The 19,865-nt window shown below is 39.5% G+C and carries 17 protein-coding genes; 9 read left to right on the top strand and 8 right to left on the bottom strand.

From position 1 onward, the window contains the following. Window positions 1-75: 75 nt before the first annotated feature. Complete coding sequence (gene serS, locus OQ268_RS15805; protein ID WP_265857510.1) at window positions 76-1,347, top strand: serine--tRNA ligase; 1,272 nt, start codon at window positions 76-78, stop codon at window positions 1,345-1,347. A 93-nt stretch (window positions 1,348-1,440) separates the two neighbouring features. Here the strand turns inward: serS and OQ268_RS15800 are convergent, their stop codons facing one another. The 5 genes from OQ268_RS15800 to fabV form a co-directional block, all read right to left on the bottom strand. Beyond that, window positions 1,441-1,755, bottom strand: a complete 315-nt coding sequence (locus OQ268_RS15800) for a hypothetical protein (RefSeq protein WP_265857508.1) — start codon at window positions 1,753-1,755, stop codon at window positions 1,441-1,443. A 94-nt stretch (window positions 1,756-1,849) separates the two neighbouring features. Further along, entirely contained in the window at window positions 1,850-2,539 is a 690-nt protein-coding gene (locus OQ268_RS15795) for an SIMPL domain-containing protein (RefSeq protein WP_265857506.1), read from the bottom strand. 650 nt (window positions 2,540-3,189) lie between these two features. Then, window positions 3,190-3,642, bottom strand: a complete 453-nt coding sequence (locus tag OQ268_RS15790) for a cold-shock protein (protein ID WP_205059235.1) — start codon at window positions 3,640-3,642, stop codon at window positions 3,190-3,192. A 139-nt stretch (window positions 3,643-3,781) separates the two neighbouring features. Next, window positions 3,782-4,315 (bottom strand): GNAT family N-acetyltransferase, encoded by a 534-nt coding sequence (locus tag OQ268_RS15785; RefSeq protein WP_265857503.1) that lies wholly within the window; start codon window positions 4,313-4,315, stop codon window positions 3,782-3,784. A 118-nt stretch (window positions 4,316-4,433) separates the two neighbouring features. Beyond that, a complete protein-coding gene (gene fabV, locus OQ268_RS15780) occupies window positions 4,434-5,627 on the bottom strand; it encodes an enoyl-ACP reductase FabV (protein WP_265857501.1) in 1,194 nt (397 codons plus the stop codon). Window positions 5,628-5,863: 236 nt separating this feature from the next. On the opposite strand from fabV, the gene OQ268_RS15775 reads away from it, so the two are divergent. Next, entirely contained in the window at window positions 5,864-6,568 is a 705-nt protein-coding gene (locus OQ268_RS15775) for a DUF2490 domain-containing protein (protein WP_265857499.1), read from the top strand. Window positions 6,569-6,652: 84 nt separating this feature from the next. Next, window positions 6,653-7,543 (top strand): hypothetical protein, encoded by an 891-nt coding sequence (locus OQ268_RS15770; RefSeq protein WP_265857497.1) that lies wholly within the window; start codon window positions 6,653-6,655, stop codon window positions 7,541-7,543. A gap of 152 nt (window positions 7,544-7,695) precedes the next feature. On the opposite strand, the gene OQ268_RS15765 is transcribed toward OQ268_RS15770, so the two are convergent. From OQ268_RS15765 to OQ268_RS15755, 3 genes are all read right to left on the bottom strand, one after another. Beyond that, window positions 7,696-8,427, bottom strand: a complete 732-nt coding sequence (locus tag OQ268_RS15765) for a head GIN domain-containing protein (protein WP_265857495.1) — start codon at window positions 8,425-8,427, stop codon at window positions 7,696-7,698. A 158-nt stretch (window positions 8,428-8,585) separates the two neighbouring features. Beyond that, window positions 8,586-10,241, bottom strand: coding sequence for a M1 family metallopeptidase (locus tag OQ268_RS15760; protein ID WP_265857493.1), 1,656 nt, complete (start codon window positions 10,239-10,241; stop codon window positions 8,586-8,588). Window positions 10,242-10,275: 34 nt separating this feature from the next. Further along, window positions 10,276-12,144, bottom strand: a complete 1,869-nt coding sequence (locus tag OQ268_RS15755) for a CocE/NonD family hydrolase (protein ID WP_265857492.1) — start codon at window positions 12,142-12,144, stop codon at window positions 10,276-10,278. Between the two features lie 192 nt (window positions 12,145-12,336). On the opposite strand from OQ268_RS15755, the gene OQ268_RS15750 reads away from it, so the two are divergent. The 6 genes from OQ268_RS15750 (at window position 12,337) to OQ268_RS15725 (ending at window position 19,865) form a co-directional block, all read left to right on the top strand. Beyond that, entirely contained in the window at window positions 12,337-13,155 is an 819-nt protein-coding gene (locus OQ268_RS15750) for a DUF6515 family protein (RefSeq protein ID WP_265857490.1), read from the top strand. Between the two features lie 85 nt (window positions 13,156-13,240). Next, window positions 13,241-14,404: an esterase-like activity of phytase family protein gene (locus tag OQ268_RS15745; protein ID WP_265857488.1), complete on the top strand. Its 1,164-nt coding sequence runs from the start codon at window positions 13,241-13,243 to the stop codon at window positions 14,402-14,404. A gap of 24 nt (window positions 14,405-14,428) precedes the next feature. Continuing rightward, window positions 14,429-15,097 (top strand): HAD family hydrolase, encoded by a 669-nt coding sequence (locus tag OQ268_RS15740; RefSeq protein WP_265857486.1) that lies wholly within the window; start codon window positions 14,429-14,431, stop codon window positions 15,095-15,097. A 102-nt stretch (window positions 15,098-15,199) separates the two neighbouring features. After that, window positions 15,200-16,606, top strand: a complete 1,407-nt coding sequence (gene lpdA, locus OQ268_RS15735) for a dihydrolipoyl dehydrogenase (RefSeq protein WP_265857484.1) — start codon at window positions 15,200-15,202, stop codon at window positions 16,604-16,606. Between the two features lie 387 nt (window positions 16,607-16,993). Next, the gene (locus tag OQ268_RS15730; RefSeq protein WP_265857481.1) at window positions 16,994-18,520 is read left to right on the top strand and encodes a choice-of-anchor I family protein; all 1,527 of its coding nucleotides are present in this window, start codon (window positions 16,994-16,996) and stop codon (window positions 18,518-18,520) included. 142 nt (window positions 18,521-18,662) lie between these two features. Next, window positions 18,663-19,865, top strand: coding sequence for an MFS transporter (locus OQ268_RS15725; RefSeq protein ID WP_265857480.1), 1,203 nt, complete (start codon window positions 18,663-18,665; stop codon window positions 19,863-19,865).

Genomic DNA, 19,865 nt, shown 5'->3' with positions numbered 1-19,865 from the left:
TGGATTAAATGCCTACGGGCCTTTAACCTTTTTGCCTTTCGCCTTTAAAAACTATCTTTGTAAAAAAAATAAATAATGCTGCAAGTTAACTATATCCGCGAAAATAGAGAGAAAGTTTTAGAACGTTTAAGTGTGCGTAACTTTAAACAACCAGAGTTGGTAGATGAAATCATAAAAATTGATGAAGTTCGTCGTTCCACTCAAACTTCCTTAGACGCTATTTCCGCTGAAGCCAATGCAGCCGCTAAGCAAATTGGCGATTTAATGCGTGCCGGCAAAAAGGACGATGCCGAAGCCATTAAAGCAAAAACAGCATCCCACAAAGAAAACATTAAATCCTTAAGCGATAAGCTGAACGAGTTGGAAACTAATCAGTTTAATTTGGTAGTACAATTACCTAACTTACCTTATGAGAAAGTTCCAACAGGTTCTACGGCAGAAGAAAACGAAGTGGTTTTAGTGCATGGCGCTCCTGCACAATTGCCTACAAAAGCCCTTCCACATTGGGAATTGGCAGCCAAATACGATATTATCGATTTCGAACTTGGCGTAAAAATTACAGGTGCTGGTTTCCCTGTATATAAAGGTAAAGGTGCAAAATTGCAAAGAGCACTTATCAATTTCTTTTTAGACCACGCTACTGCTGCAGGTTATAAGGAAATGCAGGTGCCGCACTTGGTAAATGCTGCCTCAGGTTTTGGAACAGGACAGTTGCCAGATAAAGAAGGCCAAATGTACCACGCTGCGGTAGACGATTTATATTTAATACCAACAGCCGAAGTGCCGGTAACGAACCTTTACCGCGATGTAATTTTAAAGGAAGAAGATTTGCCGATAAAAAATACCGCCTACACACCTTGTTTCCGTAGAGAAGCAGGTTCTTACGGTGCGCATGTACGTGGCTTAAATCGCTTACACCAGTTTGATAAAGTAGAGGTGGTTCAAATCACACATCCAGATCAATCTTACCAAACGCTTGAAGATATGAGCCAATATGTACAATCTCTGCTCCAAGAGCTAGGTTTACATTACAGGGTGCTGCGTTTGTGCGGTGGCGATATGGGCTTTACCTCGGCCATGACTTACGATATGGAAGTATGGAGCGCTGCGCAAGAACGTTGGTTAGAGGTTTCTTCTGTATCTAATTTCGAAACTTACCAAACTAACCGTTTAAAGCTTCGTTTCAAAGGCGCTACTGGTAAGGCGCAATTGGCACACTCACTAAACGGAAGTGCATTGGCATTGCCACGTATTGTGGCTTCAATTTTAGAAAATTACCAAACCGAAAATGGCATTAAAATTCCGCAGGCTTTGGTAAAGTATACGGGTTTCGATATTATTGATTAATAACCCGCCTCTACAAGGAAAATAAATAGATACAAAAAAAGCTTTGCAGTAATGCAAAGCTTTTTGTTTTTATAGATAGATGTGTATGAATTTCTACAAAATCAAAATCAACAATAAAATGATGATGATGATGGCACCAACTGAAAGATAAACACCACCAGAAACGGCACGTGCCTGACCTTTTAATTCTCTCAATTCGCTACGTAAAGCCTTACGTTCTGCAGAAGTTAAGTTAGATTTGTCCATGTCTCTGATTTCCTCAACACGGGTTTTAATTTTTTCCAATTGAGCAGATTGTTCGCTAGTTAATTCTGTCGGATTTTTAGCTTTTTTATCTGCAGCCTGTGCCACGTTAAAGCTGATGCCTAATGAGAAAACTAGGGCTAAAGTGTAAATGAATTTTTTCATAATATTAATTTTTAATGTTTCGATGCATACCTAACAAAAAACCTACCAAAATGTTTCTGGTAGGTTTTAAAGTATTAAATAAGGCAATTAACAGTTAATTAATCTGGAAAACCACATTCACTGTAAAGTTCAACTTAATTGTTTTAAAATCTATTTCAGGTGCCGCATCAGCAGATTCAGCCATAGAAGTTTTCATCATATATGCCCTGTACACCGGTTGTATAACATTATCGCCGCCATCTTGTATTTCCAGTACGTTACCCAGGTTGCCATCTAAGGCTTTAACCATATAAGATGCTTTCTCTTTGGCTGCCAATAGCGCTTTTATTTTCAATTCTTTTTTCAAGCTCTCCATTTTAGAGTAATCGTAACTCTCAATGTTAGTGCTGACAATACCTTTAGGGTCAATGGCATCTATAATAGCATTAAATTTATTTAAGTCGTTCACCTTTAAACGATATTGTTTGCTGGCTAAAAAATCTGGGTTTTTCTTTTTCTCAGTTGCCATATTCCAGCTGCTAAGGTTGCTAATAGTTAAATTTTCTTTAGCAATACCCGCTTTTTGTATAGCAGCGTAAAGTTGTTTTTCCAGTTCGGTAATTTCTATTTTTTTCTTACCATTTAAATATTCTTTCAGCGATATGCTGAGGTAAATAATGTCTGGTGTTACTTCGGTCTCGGCCGATCCGCTTACATTAATTTTCCTGCGTAAATCTGCTTGCTGGGCCATTGCGGTAGATAAACCCAAAAATGCAACAAGTGCAACTGCTATTAACTTTTTCATAATTCTTTTTTCTTTGTGTGTGTGCTATAATGATGTTGAAGCCATACAAATTCCACACCGATATTTTCAAAATTTATTTTTTTGGGAAACGAACGATGGTGTGCAATCGCTACATCAGTCCCGTTATCCGCTGCAAGTCCTCGCCCGAGAAAAAATCGGGCTCCGGGCTTTTCACTGCTACCGGGTTTATGCACAGGGGGTTGTGCAATAACCGGGCAAACTGCCAAAATAAAGAAAAATGTAATATTGATTAGCGGTACGTTCTGCTGGCCAAAAATTGCATTCGACTATATTTTTTATTGGGATTGATTTTTTTATTGTAACCAGACTGGAGAACCTCATGAATTTTGAACGTTTTTAATTTAATTCAGCAAGTTTGTGTAGGTCTTTATTGGTCTTAGCCATTGAATAGGAGCAGCATTTGGCCACTTAAACCCGACAGAAGCGAGCACGAGCCCGATTTTTTTTCGGGTGAAGTAAAGCGGATGGCGGGGCTGGGTTAGCCCAAGTGATACTGCTATTGATTTTCTAAAGAAAAAATATGCGCTAGGTTTTATGTTTCAATAGACCGGAATTATAAATGATTATAAAACCTTGCGCAGCAGAATTTTCTGCAAATTTTTGCCCAATTTGAGAGAAGCGAGGGTAGTTTATACTTTAGAAACTTTTACAGCAGTTGGCCCTTTTTGTCCCATTTCTACTTCGAAAGTAACTTTGTCTCCCTCCTTAATTTGAGTGATTAAACCGTTTGCATGCACAAATATGCTGTCTTGCGTTTCGGTATTTTTAATAAAGCCGTAGCCTTTGCTATCGTTAAAAAACGTTACTGTACCTTTTTTAACCGGGTTTTCATCAATAATATCTTCTTGTCTGGAAATACCTATCTGAATATCCTCTGTATTGATTACTTTTTTCTTTTTTGGATCTGGTGGGGTAGAAGAGATGTTTCCATTTTCATCTACATAAGCCATCATATCTTCAAGAGATAAACCTTTTTTTGCGTTAGCCTGGCGCTCTTCTTTCTTCTCTTGTTTGTCTTTTTGTTTCTTTAATCGTTTTTTTTCGTTCTCTTTTTTACTGTATGTTGCCTGAGATTTAGCCATATTTATTTAATTGTTTTGTTTTTAGTGGGGTATGTGGATTGGAGAATTATCCAAAGATAACAATACTAAAATGAAAACACGATTTTATTCCTTTAAGCGCTCCACGAAACAACGTTAAGACAAAGTGTAACGAATAATGTTATATGCCTTTTAACCAATGTATACGCTCAATTAAATATACGAAGTTCCACTTTATTGCTTCGCCATAATAGGCAACTTCAATCTCATCGATTTTTTTAGCCCCCAATTTCTCTGCCGCTTTTTGAGAGCGAAAGTTTGTTGCGCCAATATGTAAAATTACATATTCTACATAACGAAAAGCATAATCGAGCATAAGGTGTTTTAATGCCTTGTTGTAACCTTTTCCCCAAAAATCGCGACCGATGAAGGTATAGCCAATGGCAACTGTCTTTTTCTCTTCATCTACATCATAAAATCTAGAGCTGCCTATTGCCCGACCCGTAAGCGTGTCGTAAACTATAAAAGCACCCTTGGAAGCAATTGCACCCTTAAAAAAAGTGTCGAAAACAGGTTCCTGGTAGCGGTCTTTGTTTGGGTGCTGTTCCCAGATCAACGGATCGGAAGCTACCTGAAACAGCATTTCGAAATCGGCAGATTGCAGTGGTACAATCTTAACTAAGTCGTTAGCCAAGGTAGGTTGTAAATCGAACATTATTGCTGGGTATAAAAAACGGCCGACTAAAAAAGTCAGCCGTTTGGTTTAATTATAAGTTTGTTTGGTTTGTTTTTGCACGCTACAATGGCAAATATGAACGATTGTTGGTAGTGATTTAATCTACCAGGCCTTCAATTTCTACCATTTCATTAGTATCTTTTTTATAATCTACGCCGTCCACTTCGAAACCAAAAAGCGCTAAGAAGTCTGAGCGATAACCAGCTAAATCTCCAATTCCAGGAAGCGTTTCTGTTGTAGATTCATCCCAAAGTTTGGCAACTTTAGCCTGGATGTCATCACGCATTTCCCAATCGTCTATTCTAATTCTTCCTTTATCATCTAGTGGCACAGCAGCGCCATTATACAATCTTTCTGCGTACAAACGTTGAATTTGCTCAATCGTTCCTTCGTGTACACCTTCCTCTTTCATTATCTTGTAAAGCAGTGATATATACAAGGGAATTACAGGAATGGCCGAGCTTGCCTGCGTTACCAAAGCCTTATTTACTGATACATAGGCTTTACCGTTGATAGCTTTCAATGTATCTGAAATGTTAAAAGCCGTAGCTTCCAGGTCGTCTTTAGCACGGCCAATAGTTCCTTTGCGGTAAACTGGTTCTGTTAAAGCGGGGCCAATATAAGAGTAAGCTACTGTTGTGGCACCTTCTGCTAATAGGTTTTCGGCCTTTAAATCATTAATCCACATTGCCCAATCTTCGCCACCCATTACAGCAACGGTGTTCTCGATATCTTCTTCTGTTGCCGGTTCAATAGAAACTTCAGTTACATTACCTGTGTGGAAATCGACCGTTTTATTGGTGTACGTTTGGCCGATAGGCTTTAAGGTAGAGCGATGAACAATTTCAGTATCTGGATGTTTTCTTACTGGAGAGGCCAGGCTATAAATTACCAAATCTACCTGACCTAAATCTGCTTTAATTAATGCCAGGGTTTTTGCTTTAATTTCTTTTGAGAAAGCATCGCCATTGATGCTTTTTGCATATAAACCCGCTGCGTGAGCTTCTTTTTCGAACGCTGCAGTATTGTACCAACCTGGCGATGCTGTTTTGCCTGGTGCAGGTGCTTTTTCGAAGAATACACCCACAGTGGCCGCTGCTGAACCAAAAGCGGCACTTATCCTGGAAGCTAAACCGAAACCGGTTGATGCACCAATTACCAAAACTTTTTTAGGCCCATTTATTTCGCCCTTAGATTTTACATACTCAATTTGGTTCTTTACGTTTTGCGCACAACCATCTGGGTGTGACGTTAGACAAATAAAGCCCCTCATTCTTGGTTCAATAATCATATTGCTGTTATTTTACTTGTTGTAATGTCAAAAAAAATAGATTATAGTTACTTACAACAACTTGTTTGTAAGCTTAAATCTTTAACGAAGATAAATGTTTAATTCTTTAACGTTAAATGAAATTTAAATAAAGCTGCCTAATTTTATTGTGGCTATAATTTCAGCAGATATGTTAATTTAATTTTAAGGCTATGTTAATTTATTTTATTTTAGCGGCACACAGATAAAACCGAAGGATGAAAAAATTAATACTGATGACCTTGTTCGTCGCATTTGCTTGCTTAAAACTTTCTGCTCAAACACAATATCAAAATTCGGGATGGCTCTTTTTTGCTAATAATACCAAGTTCAGCGAAAAATGGGGTTTGCAGTTCGATCTGCAAATTCGCTCTGCAGATGATTGGGAATACGTTAGAAACACATTGGTTCGCCCTGCACTGCAATATTTTATTAATAAAAACCATAACGTTGCTGTAGGATATTTGTGGCAAACCACACAAACGCGGCTTGTTGGCTCTCCTAACCATTCGTTAAACGAGCATCGTATTTTCGAACAATACATCTATACCCATAAACTCAGTTCAATATACACCACACATCGGTTTAGGGTAGAACAGCGTTTTATAGAACGTGCCAACGAAGATGTTTTTTCCCAACGTTTCCGTTACTTTTTTCGATTGATGCAGCCATTGCAGAAAACTGAAGGTGACTTTTCAAAAGGCGCCTATGTTGCTTTGCAGGATGAAATATTTCTCAATCTTCAGAATAAAGCCAAGATTAACAATAGCGTGTTCGACCAAAATAGGTTATATCTTGCAGCAGGTTATCGATTTTCGAAAAAGCTAGACCTGGAAGTTGGCTACCTCAATCAGGCTGTTAAAAATACCAGCAACCATACCAACAATAGCATTGTTCAGCTGGCGGTGTACACCAGGTTTTAACGTTTCTAAGTCATATTTCATTACCCGGCATTACAAAATGTTAAAGGTCTTGTAAATAGTGCTTCTTTTTACTCAATTTGCGCCGTGAAAAAGTATTCAATTCTATTTTTAGGGCTCTTGTTTGGGAAGCGAATTCATGCACAAGACATCCAGGTTGCTAATGCCACGCAAACGCCAAACTCAAAAAGTATTTTTAACCCCGAACATAAAAGGAATTTTTCTCGTAAAGGCGATTTTTATTTCCATTGGGGATATAACAGTTCTTGGTATGGTAAAAGTAATATTCGGTTTACGGGGCCAAATTACGACTTTACTCTGCATAACATGGTGGCACACGACCGCCAGTCGAAGCTTAGTTGGGACTGGCTGAATCCGGGATTAATAACTGTACCGCAATACAATATCCGAGCAGGCTATTTTATTAAAGATAACTATAGCATATCAATTGGTTGGGATCACATGAAATATGTGGTGGATATTCCTCAAACTGTCGCCATTACAGGAAACATCGGCGCAACAATTACGCCGGAAAATGCACCCACAGGGAATTTGGCAGGAACCTATAATGGTGAAAGTATCGCCGTAAAAGAGAGCATGCTTACTTACGAACATACTGATGGATTTAATTATGCCAACATTGAAGTAGAACGCTACGATGATATTTGGGTTGCTCCAGGCGGCAATACTTCTTTAACTTTAGAGACAGGTTTAGGTGGTGGCTTAATGGTACCCCGCTCTGATGTGCATTTATTCGGCGTAGGTAGAAACAACCATTTTAGTATTTCTGGTTATGGTGTTTCAGCAAAACTGGGGTTAAAATTTTATATCTGGAAACACATTTATCTTCAGAATACGACAAAATTTGGTGCTACCAATCTTACCCGCGTACATACTACCGGTTGGGATGAATTTGATAAAGCAAGTCAGAAAATTAATTATATTGAAAATCTAACTGTTCTCGGTGTACAGTTTTAAAGAAAAAGAGGCGATTTTAGCAACTCAAAAAGCTCAGCGCCATCTTGCGCTTGGCGTACTTATATAGCCTGTCTGTTTGATCAATTGGCTAATAAGCTACAACAACTTATTCAAATGGGGTAATCTCCTCTTTTTCTTGATAATTTCTAGACTTAAATCTTTCTCACATTTCCCGAGCCGAAAACAGTTTTTTCAACTGTTGCGTTCCCCGAGTAGTTTACATTTCCAGAACCACTTATAACTGCTTTAATAGATTCATCGGCTTTAATATTAATGGTGCCAGAACCACTAATGGTGGTGTTAACGCGACTTGCTGCAAAAGTTTTGCCCTCGAATGCACCAGAACTACTAATTACAATTTTTGCAGTTTCAGTTGCTCCACTAATTAATATTGAGCCAGACCCGCTAATTACTCCGTTAAAGTTATCTACATCTACAGTTGTTTTTATGCTTCCAGAGCCACTTAGGGTTGTGGTTAATTCGCCGGTAGATAATTTTCCATTAACTACCATATTGCCAGATCCACTCATGGTTAAACTTGCCAACTCTCTTGCACTTACGTAAGCGGTAATTTTACTGTTTTCGTACTTTTTCGACCAACTTTTGATACTTGTTTGTGGTCGAATGATTAAGACATTACCTTTTACTTCCGTTACAATAGTGGCCAAAGCTTCTGCATCGCCTTCCAAGCGGCAACTTTCTTTCGTGCCCAAGGTTACTACCACATCAATTGGGCCGGCAGCGGCAATACCATTGAAGTTTTTAACGATTCTTTCGTCTCTATTTGCTTGAGATGATGTAATATTAATTTGTTCTTTTGCAATTACAACAATGCTTGATGAGAGTGCCATTGCAGTAAGCAGTATGGCAAATACTTTTTTCATAGGTTTAGATTTTAAGTTTTATGGTGCTGATTGCACACCAAATATGTTTATATAGACGGTAGAATTCCAGAAAAGTTGCATCAAGTCTGAAAATTTTCCGGAAAAAAACCTCAATACTTATTTGTAATGAGGTTTTATCTTTAGTTCCAATAAGTTAATTATTGCTTCTTTTTTAAATTGATATAAAACAGAGGATCATTTTTAAAATTTTCATCGGTGATACCGCCATCCACTTTAATGGTTGCCCAATTGTTTGTAGGCTTAATTATGCTGTATTTGCCTGGGCTTAGCGTTACCCTTACTGGCATGTCGAATCCTTTTACATCACTTATCCAACGGTAAGCAAGCATGTTATTTTTAATATTATATTCTAACGTGGGGATATTGGCATGGCGTAAGTACTGGTCGAAAACTTTGCTTAAGTTTAAGCCGCTTTGCTTTGCAATGTAATTTTCGATCTCGGCAGTTGTTACCGTTTTATGGTAGAAGGTTTTATTTAATCCTCTTAATATCTGGCGAAATTTTTCATCATTATTAATTAACTGCCGAATATTGTGAATTAGGTTCGCACCTTTTGGATACATGTCTCCGGAACCTTCTTTGTTTACTCCATAAGGGCCAATAACCGGGATATCGTTCTTAATGCCTTTTCGTATGCCAATGAGGTATTCATCTGCTGCTGCTTTATTTTCTGTGCACTCGGTAAACAGAACTTCCGAGTAATTTGTAAATCCCTCGTGCACCCACATATCGGCAATGTCTTTAGATGTGATGTTGTTCCCAAACCATTCGTGGCCGCTTTCATGTACCGTGATAAAATCCCATTTAAGTCCGTGGCCTGTTCCACTTAAATCTCTTCCAAGGTAACCTTGTTTAAATTGATTTCCGTAGGCTACTGCACTTTGATGCTCCATACCCAAATGTGGCGCTTGTACCAGCTTGTAACCATCTTTATACCATGGGTAAGGGCCAAACCAATGCTCGAAGCATTTGAGCATCGGCTTAACATCGGCATCCCAGTGGGGGCGGGCTTTTGCACTGTCTACTTGCAGTGCCCAGTAATCTATAGATAGTTTGCCGCCCTCGCCATCAAAGCTGTCTTGCCAATGGGCGTATTTGCCGATGTAAAAAGAAACATCGTAATTATTTATCGGATTGCTTACAAACCAGTTGTACTGTCGATAACCGTCAGGTTTCTCTACGGTGTTTCTCAATCTTCCGTTAGATATCTCCTGCAGCGTATTTGGCACGCTAATGCTAATAAGCATGCTATCTACTTCATCGCTCTGGTGATCTTTATTTGGCCACCACACACTAGCGCCAAGCCCTTGGCAGGCAACTGATACAAAGGGATTGCCAGCAGCATCCTTTTTAAAGATAAAACCTCCATCCCAAGGTGGCGTGCGGGCAATAGTAGGATTGCCGCCGTAGAACACGGTAAACTTATCTTTACTTCCTTTCTTGATGGTTTTAGGGAAGGTTACAAACACCGCATTGTACTCACGTTTAAATGGGAGTGTTGCACCCTTGTAAACCACCTTTTCTACTTTAAGATTATCAAATAAATCAAACTGTAGTCGATTAAAATCCTGCGTAGCGGTAAATGCAAACTCATTGCTTCCGGCAACGGATTTTTGTTCAATATCAATCTTAACATCCAGGTGATAGTAATTGATGTCATAACAAGTTCTTAACGCGGTGAGCGTTCCCCGTAAACTATCAGCTTTGCTGTTTACCTGGTTTTTTCCTAGCATTTGGGCATTTGCATTGGCCAGGAAGCAAATGATCGCGAGAATGGCGAGTAATTTTTTCATCTAAATATGTATTCTATCGCTGAAAATATTTGCGTTATTTTAAAATAGAAATGGTAATGTATGAGCTATTATTTACATCGTGGTAGATACGTTGCGTGGCTTTTTGGAAATCGCTAGGTTCTGCCTGATAAATGTCCATGAATTTTTGTGGATTACGGTCTGCTAAGGGAAACCAAGAGTTCTGCACCTGGATCATAATGCGATGTCCTTTTTTGAAGGTATGTGCTACGTCAGGCATTGGGTAGTTCACTTTTGTAACCAGGCCAGGGGTAAAAGGCTCCGGTTTCTCGAAACTATTACGGTATTTTCCACGCATAATTTCCCCACGAACCAACATTTCGTAGCCACCCATAATTAAATTCTTCGGGTTTGGTTTTGGGTTTGGTACATCTTCAGGATACACATCAATCAATTTAACCACATAGTCTGCATCAGTTCCCGAGGTAGAAACTACCAGGTTGGCCAACACAGGCCCTGTTAAGGTTATATCTTCTGTCAACGCTTCTGTCTGGTAGGTTTTAACATCCGGTCTGCGGGCGGCAAATCGTTGGTCATCAATCATATACTCTCTCGTACGTCTAGCTTGAATACCATCTTGATAAGGCACCGGATTATTGGGGTCGCTCACATATTCATCCCAGCTATCGGTTCTGCCCACTTTCTCGAAACTCAGTTTTCCGTTAGGATGTAGATAAAGGTTTTTGTTTTCGATATTTTGTGGTGGCCAGGTTTTAAATTCTTTCCATTCGTTGCTTCCTGTAACAAAAATATTGGCTTCGGCAGCCTTGAACTCCCCTTCGCCCTTTAGATAATGTTTAAAGAAAGGCAACTCATACTTTTGTTGATAGTCTAAACTAGTGGTTTTTCCAAATTGGATATCTCCGAATGAAGCACCATCACTACGTACCCAGCCGCCATGGAACCACGGACCTGCTACCAGGATATTGTTACCGTTAGGATTTTGTTTTTCGATTGCTTTGTAGGTGTCAAATGTGCCATAAGCATCTTCAGCATCGAAGAAACCGCCCACCACCATCACTGCTGGTTTCACGTTTTTAAGGTGAGGTGTTATTAAACGGGCTTTCCAGAAAGTATCTAGGTTTGGGTGTTTAAATAAGTTGTTCCAAAACTTAATGCTGTCTGCAAAATACTTATCCTTCAGGTTCTTCAATGATCCCGCTTCCAGGTAAAACCTGTAGTTATCTTGAATAGGAAATTGAAATCCCTTTGGCCCTTGGTCTGGTGTAATCGGTTTCGGACGAGGAACGCCAAAGGTACTCATAAAGGCAAAAGCATCCATTACGAACAAGGTGCCACGGTGGTGAAAATCATCGCCCATGAACCAATCAGTTACGGGTGCTTGGGGCGACACCGCCTTAAGTGCAGGGTGTGCATTGGGAAGTGATGTGGTGGAGTAAAAACCCGGGTAAGAAATGCCGTAGATACCAGCATTGCCATTGTTGCCTTTCACGTTTTTAAGCAACCAATCTATCGTGTCGTAGGTATCGGTACTTTCATCAATATCTTTTTTGCCTTTCTTCAAAGTCTGCGGCCTAATGTCTTCGAAAGTCCCTTCGCTCATCCAACGGCCACGCACATCCTGATAAACGAAAATAAAGCCTTCACGCATCATACCAGGAAAGTTGCCTAAGCTCAACTTATACTTATCTTCGCCATAAGGTGATACTGTATAAGGGGTTCTGTTAATTAAAAAAGGATATTTTTTAGACTGATCCATCGGTAGGTAAATGGAAGTAAAAAGCTTAACGCCATCCCTCATCGGGATTTGCCTTTCTATTTTGGTATAATTTTCCCTAACATAGGCCGAATCTGTTTGTTGAGCAAGCAAATGATTAGAAGTAAACAGAAAAATTAGGAAAATGAATAGTCTAGATAAGTTCATTTATTTAGTTTTAAGGAATAAAATTTAAATATAGATGATTAAACATGGATTAAAAAAAACATCAGGTAAAAGCTTTGTTTCTTTACTTAAGTTGGGGTAATTCGTCATCGGCTTATCAAAATTTTGTTAAATTCTTTTTAGATACAATCTTTTTTGATTTTTCGTCGTCATAACTGTATAAAATCATAAGAAATGAAAAGGTTATTAAATCGTGGTTTGTTGGTTTTCGTTGCCACAGCAATGTTAACCATCTTTATTGGTTTAGATGTTTCGGCACAGCGACCAAGCAGAAGTGGTGGCGGTTCTGTTGGCGGTGGTAGATCGGGCACATTTTCTCCATCTCGTGGCGGTTCAATTTCAAGAGGCCCTTCCACATCGATCCAAAATCGGGGAAATTATGCTACAGGTATTGGCCGAAGCTCGGGGAGTCGTCAGGTTTACGGATACACCAGACCTGGCTACCGTGTGGGGTATGGTTACAGGCCTGGTTATGTTCGCCCATACTATCGTCCTTACTATAGCTATTACAATTTTTACCGTCCGTTCATTGGCTTTAGAATTGGGGTTTTACCTTATGGCTACTATCCATTTTATTTTGGTGCCAATCAATTTTATTACTCGGGAGGTTTGTTTTATCAACAAAACAACAATCAATACGAGGTGGTTGTTCCGCCGGTTGGTGCAACGGTGCCAAGCTTACCAGACGATGCTCAGCCGGTAACGATAAATGGTATCGATTATTACGAATATAAGGGCGTTTACTATACTCAAAGCAACGATGTAAATGGTAAAGTTGTTTACATAGTTGCCGGTAAGGATGGTGTTTTAAATACAGGTGATGACCAAAACAACGTAAACCAAATTGGCGATCTGATAAATGAATTGCCAACTGGTTGCCGGGAAGTTACGATTAAGAACGAGCGCTACTATGTTTCGCCAAACGATGTTTACTATGAGGAAGTTGTAGATGGAAACAACGTCTCTTATCGGGTAATCGGTAAAATGTTTTAAAGTTTAAACAGATGTAAGCCGTTTCGAGATCATTAGAAGCGGCTTTTTTATTTCATCATATTCCATACTTTTGACAAAAAAAGTTTTGAAAAAGATTCGCTCTAAATTTTTCCCATTGATATGTATTGGTATTTGCATACTTTCTTCCTGCGCAAGTAGCAGGTATAAGTCTGTTAAGCAAATTGAAACCACCATTTCGGGCTTAACGTTTTTAGATGAATACCAACTGCCTTTGAAAACCACCTATCAAGACACATGGGTTGGGGGCTTATCTGGTATTGATTTCGACGCGAAAAAAAATCAGTTCTACTTCATCAGCGACGATCCTTCTCAATATAGCCCTGCACGCATCTACACAGCAAACATTAACATCAGTAACAATAAAATAGATACGATCATTTTTACTGGCGTTAATTTTTTGTTGCAGCAAGATGGCAGTAAGTACCCTGCCTATCAAAAGGGGAAAAATTCGAAGGCCGATGGTGAATCAGTGCGATATAACCCAATTAAGAATACGCTGGTATGGAGCAATGAGGGCGAAAGGTTGTTCCGACCTACTGATACCACCATTGTGCAGCCAGCCTTGACTTTTATTTCCGCTACGGGAAAGTATTTAGATACTGTTCCACTTCCAGAGGGGTTTCATATTACTAAACAAGCATACGGTCTGCGTAAAAACGCTTTTTTTGAGGGTTTAACCTATGCCGACAACTATAAAACCTTGTATGCAAGTTTAGAAGAACCTCTATACCAAGATGGAGCACAATCTCATTTTGGCTACGACCAAGCACTTACTAGAATTTCGAAATTTGATGCTAATACAAAAAAAAACCTGGCGCAGTACGCCTATCGTTTGGAAGCGCTCCCCATTAAACCAACCGAAGAAAACGACTGGAACATAAATGGTATTTCCGAAATTCTGGCTGTAAATAACCATACGCTTTTGGTAATAGAAAGGGCGTGGGCAAAGGGGAGAGACGACCACTCATTTGTAAAGCTTTTTCTGGTAGATTTAAGTAAGGCAGAAGATGTAAAAGGTATTTCGTCTTTTACAGCTAATAGGCCAAAACCAATCGGTAAAAAATTACTTTTCGATTTCGATACCCTCCCAATGCATATTGATAATGTAGAAGGCGTTTGTTTTGGGCCAAAATTGCCTAACGGACATCAAACGCTTATTTTCTGCGTAGATAATAATTTCTCAGCGGCACAACAGCAACAATTTTTCCTGTTTGAGATTCTCCCTTAAATTTTTAAGAATTAACTAATAAGAATGAGTACGATAAAAGCTTTGCTGTTTGATTTAGATGGAACACTCATCGATTCTGAAAAATTTCATTTCGATTGCTGGAACGAATTTCTCACAAATTTTGGGGTTAATAGCGATTTTAAAGATTGGCTCGCCAACTACGCCGGCATCCCACTGCCACAGAATGCTAAAACCATTGTAAGCAAATACAAAATTGATGTTGATCTGGAGGCCTTTATTAACAACAGGGAGCAAGCAACCTTAGATGGATTTAGAACTAAAGATATCGATTTAATGCCGCATGCACTAGATTTTGTACGCTACTACTTCGATAAAGGGCTAACACTTGCTGTTGTAACAGCGAGTCCGCGGCAAGACGTAGAAGCGGTATTCATGCGTAACGGCCTCTCTAAGTATTTTAACTTGTTCATTACGCGAAGCGATGTGAGCAAAAGTAAACCCGACCCAGAAAGCTATAATCTTTGCGTCGAAAAATTAGGCATTACAAAAGGCGAATGCATTGTTTTTGAGGATACACTCAATGGCGTTAAAGCGGCAGTTGCTGCAGGAATAACCTGTTACGCCATCCAAAATAATGTTAGAATGCATCAAAAACTAAAAATCGCCGACGAGTTATTTTTGAATTTTGCTCATGCGCACACCTATATTCAACAACACAATATAATAGCTTAAAATTGCTTTTATATTACGGCTTTATGTTGCAGCTTAAAGGATTTGACTTTCAGCTTTTCGCCTTTTTTACCTACATTTGGGCAATCAAATTTTAAAGAAATTATGCAATACGATGTCGTTGTTATCGGTTCAGGGCCGGGCGGTTATGTAGGCGCAATACGTTGTGCACAGTTAGGATTAAAAACTGCGGTAATAGAAAAATATAAAACTTTTGGTGGTACCTGCTTAAATGTGGGCTGTATTCCCTCAAAGGCTTTATTAGATTCTTCGGAGCATTTCCACAACGCAGCCCATACATTTACAACTCATGGTATCAACTTAAAAGATTTAAAAGTTGATATGAAACAAATGATTGCACGTAAAGATGATGTTGTTGCTCAAAATACGGCTGGGATTACTTATTTGTTCAAAAAAAATAAAATCGATTCTTTCGAAGGAGTTGGCTCTTTCGTAGATAAAAATACCGTACTTATTACCAAAGGCGATGGTACTACAGAAACCATCACCGCAAAAAATGTTATCATCGCAACAGGTTCGAAACCTACAGCATTGCCATTTTTACCAATCGATAAAAAACGGATCATCACCTCTACCGAAGCTTTAAATATCAAAGAAGTGCCAAAAAGCATGGTTGTAATTGGTGGTGGCGTAATCGGTTTGGAGCTAGGTTCGGTATACGCTCGCTTGGGCACTAAAGTTTCCGTTGTCGAATTTTTGCCATCATTAATTAGTACAATGGATGCCAGTTTGGGCAAAGAACTGCAACGTGTATTAAAGAAAAACCTGGGTATGGAGTTTTACATGGGCCATAAAGTTACAGGTGCAAAAAATAATGGCAAAACTGTAGTTGTTACCGCCGATACGCCAAAAGGTGAGTCGATATCTTTAGACGCAGATTACTGCATCGTTGCCGTTGGTCGTACTGCCTATACCGAAGGCTTGGGTTTAGATAAAATTGGCATTACCGTAGAAGAAAGAGGTAAAAAAGTACCTGTTAACGAGCATTTAGAAACTTCCGTTAAGGGTGTTTATGCTATTGGAGATGTAATAACTGGTGCCATGTTGGCGCATAAAGCAGAAGACGAAGGTACCTATGTTGCCGAAACTATTGCGGGACAGAAACCACATATTAACTATAACTTAATTCCTGGTGTGGTTTATACCTGGCCAGAAGTGGCTTCGGTAGGTTTAACCGAAGAGCAGTTGAAAGAAAAAGGAACAAAATATAAAGCAGGTTCTTTCCCTTTTAAAGCCAGCGGACGTGCCAAAGCCAGTATGGATACCGATGGTTTCATAAAAGTATTGGCAGATGCTACAACTGATGAGGTTTTGGGTGTACACATGATTGGCCCGCGTGCAGCAGACATGATTGCCGAGGCCGTAATTGCCATGGAGTTCCGTGCATCTGCAGAAGATATTGCTCGCACTTGCCACGCACACCCAACCTACACCGAAGCCTTAAAAGAAGCTGCTTTAGCCGCTACCGAGAACAGGGCAATACATATTTAACAAATAAAGCACACTGGTGCGCCAAACCTATTAAAGCCGATACTAGCTATCGGCTTTTTTTTGCCTTATAATTCTGTAGCTCAATTGTTTGGGCATGCCCCAAGCTACGCAAGGGTCGGGCTATCTGTTACAATCTTTTTGCCACAGTGCTGTAGCCATTAACAGCAATTGGAGCGAAACTAAAACCGGCTCCTTTTTCAAAGCACGTATGCCAAAAAGGATTTTCACTACTATCCCTCATGCAAAAGTCCACCTTATTGCCCATGCAAAAGTTTACGCAATTGTATGGCAAAGTGTAAACAATATTTCTTAACAAAAGCATAATATAAACAGACCAATAGGTGCATTATCTAAAATTATTTTTGCGTTTCAGACATTAAATTAACCATGAATCGTAAAAAACTATTCGTTGCCTTATTTTCGGCAACGCTGGCATTTGCCGCCTGTAAGAAAAATGCAGAACCAATAAACGAGCCAACTAAAGAGCCTATAGTTGCCGAAGACATTGCAAGTTTTAAAGAAATTGCATCAATTGATCTTGGTGGCGAAACTTCAGCAGAAATTTCTGCTTATGATCCTTTAACTAAAAAACTTTTTGTGGTAAGCAACGAAGGTGGTGCAAAGGTAGAAGTGGTAGACCTTTCCAATTATCCTACAGTAACTAAACTGAAAACTTTAAGCTACCCAGCCAATGCGGGCATAAACAGTGTGGCGGTAAGCAATGGCTTGTTGGCTGTAGCCTTAGATGGTGCAGATAAACAAGGCAATGGAGATGTGGTTGTGTTAAAAACTTCAGATTTATCAGAAGTTAAAAAAATTGTTGTAGGTGCAATGCCAGATATGGTAACCTTTAGTCCGGATGGGAATTACATTCTTAGCGCAAACGAAGGCGAACCTAACGATGCATATACTGTAGATCCAAGTGGAACCATCTCCATCATCAACATTAAAGATAATTATGCTGTTAAAACCTTGGATTTTGCTGCTTTCGAATCACAAAAAACTGCATTAGTCAATGGCGGTTTCCACATCTATGGTTTAAACGCCAGTTTTGCTCAGGATATAGAACCAGAATATATCGCAATCAGTAATGATTCGAAAAAAGCCTATGTAACGCTCCAGGAAAATAATGGTGTAGCCGAAGTTGATATCACGGCAGGAACAATTACCAAAATTATCCCTTTGGGAACAAGAGACATTAGCAATGCTGAAAATGCATTCGATGTAAGCGATAAGGACAATAAAATTGCTCTAGGTACTTGGCCAATTAAGGCGTTTTATCTCCCAGATGCCATTTCATATTTCAGCACAGGTGGTACGGCATACCTGGCCTTGGCAAATGAAGGAGATACCAGGGCATGGAAAGGCTACGATGAGGAAGTACGGGTGAAGGGCTTAAAATTAGATCCAACTAAATTCCCGACAGCTTCTACGCTCCAGCTTGATGCAAATTTGGGTAGGTTAACCATAACCAAAGCTTTTGGTGATACGGATGGGGATGGTGACTATGACGAATTGTACGCTACCGGCGGAAGGAGTTTGAGCATTTTAAATGCCAGTACCGGTGCTCTAGTTGCAAATATTGGTAAAGATTTAGAACAGCAAGTAATTAATGCAGGAAAGTATGATGATGAACGATCTGACAATAAAGGCGTAGAAGTAGAAGGGGTGACTGTAGCAGAAGTTAATGGCAAAACTTTAGCCTTTATTGGAATGGAAAGGGTTGATATGATTGCCGTCTACGATATTTCCATACCTACTTCGCCAAAATTTGTTCAATTATTCTCAACGGGAGATGCACCGGAAGGCGTATTGTTTATTAAGCCAAAAGATAGTCCGAATGGAAGAAGTTTATTAGTAGTGGCCAGCGAAGGCGATGGAACCGTAAAATTTTTTCAGCCGAATAGAATTTAATAGAAGCATTTTTAATTATAGAAAACCCGCCTGTAAGCGGGTTTTTTGCTTAAAAATTCTATTGAAATTAGTGCTTTAATATTCCATTTGATTTAAGGACATTTGTAAGCTAAATCGTTTTTTAATCAGCACGCAAAATCAATTGGAAGAAATACAGGAAAATAACAGCATTTTAAGCAGCACTGTGGTTACACCTGTTGAAACGCCAAGCGCTTCCAATAGAACTCGGCTGGCGGTTTCATTATTTTATTTTGGTCAGGGAATTGCTTTTGCATCATGGGCCAGTCGCATTCCAGAAATTAAGCATTCCTTAAATCTATCTGATGCCGACTTAGGTACTATTTTGATTGCACTTCCTGTGGGTCAAATGATTACTATGCCAATCTCTGCCGGTTTGGTAACCAGATATGGCAGTAAAAAAATACTTACCATTATGGCGCCGCTTTATGTAGTGGCTCTAGGTAACCTAGGTTTGGCTGCTGCACCGTGGCAATTGGGTATTTGTTTGCTGCTTTTTGGTGTTGTTGGAAACATGTGTAACATTGCGGTAAACACGCAGGGCGCAGAAGCTGAAAAATTATTTGGAAGGCCAATTATGACATCCTTCCACGGGGCCTGGAGCATTGCAGGTTTCATTGGCGCATTGGTAGGGCTATTAATGGTAAACCTGCACATTATACCCTACTACCATTTTTGGTTTATCACTGGTTTGGTATGGTTAAACGTAATCTTTAACCACAAGCATTTGGTTCCTGGTAAAGGTGCTAAAGCAGAACGGAAGCCGAGATTCTTTACCATGCCAGAAGGTTCACTTTTGCAGTTGGGTATTATTGGTTTCTGTAGTATGGCTACAGAAGGTGCAATGTTCGATTGGAGTGGTGTATATTTTAAAGAAATTGTACATGCGCCAAAATCGCTAGTTATTTTAGGGTATGCATCATTCATGATTATGATGGCCTCCGGACGCTTCGTTGGAGATAAAATCATTGAAAAATTAGGTCGCAAAAGAACCATTCAAATTAGCGGCTTAATTATTTCGACAGGGATGTTTCTCTCCGTCTTCTTACCATATCTGGTTACGGCAACTATAGGTTTTATGCTGGTTGGAATTGGCGTTTCCAGTATTGTGCCAACCGTTTATAGTGTTGCTGGTAAAACTGGTAAAATTGCGCCGGGTATGGCAATTGCCATGGTTTCTACCGTTAGTTACTTCGGGTTTTTAGCTGGGCCACCAATTATTGGTTATATTTCAGAATTACTTAGCCTGCAATATTCCTATGCCATTATTGGGATATTTGGCTTGCTGGTAAGTTTTCTGGTGGGAAAAATCAAAGCCATAAACTAA

The organism is Pedobacter sandarakinus (assembly GCF_026240095.1).
Taxonomy (GTDB): domain Bacteria; phylum Bacteroidota; class Bacteroidia; order Sphingobacteriales; family Sphingobacteriaceae; genus Pedobacter; species Pedobacter sandarakinus.
The sequence above is the reverse complement of the archived record's forward strand: the minus strand, read 5'-3'. Positions and strand labels throughout refer to the sequence as shown.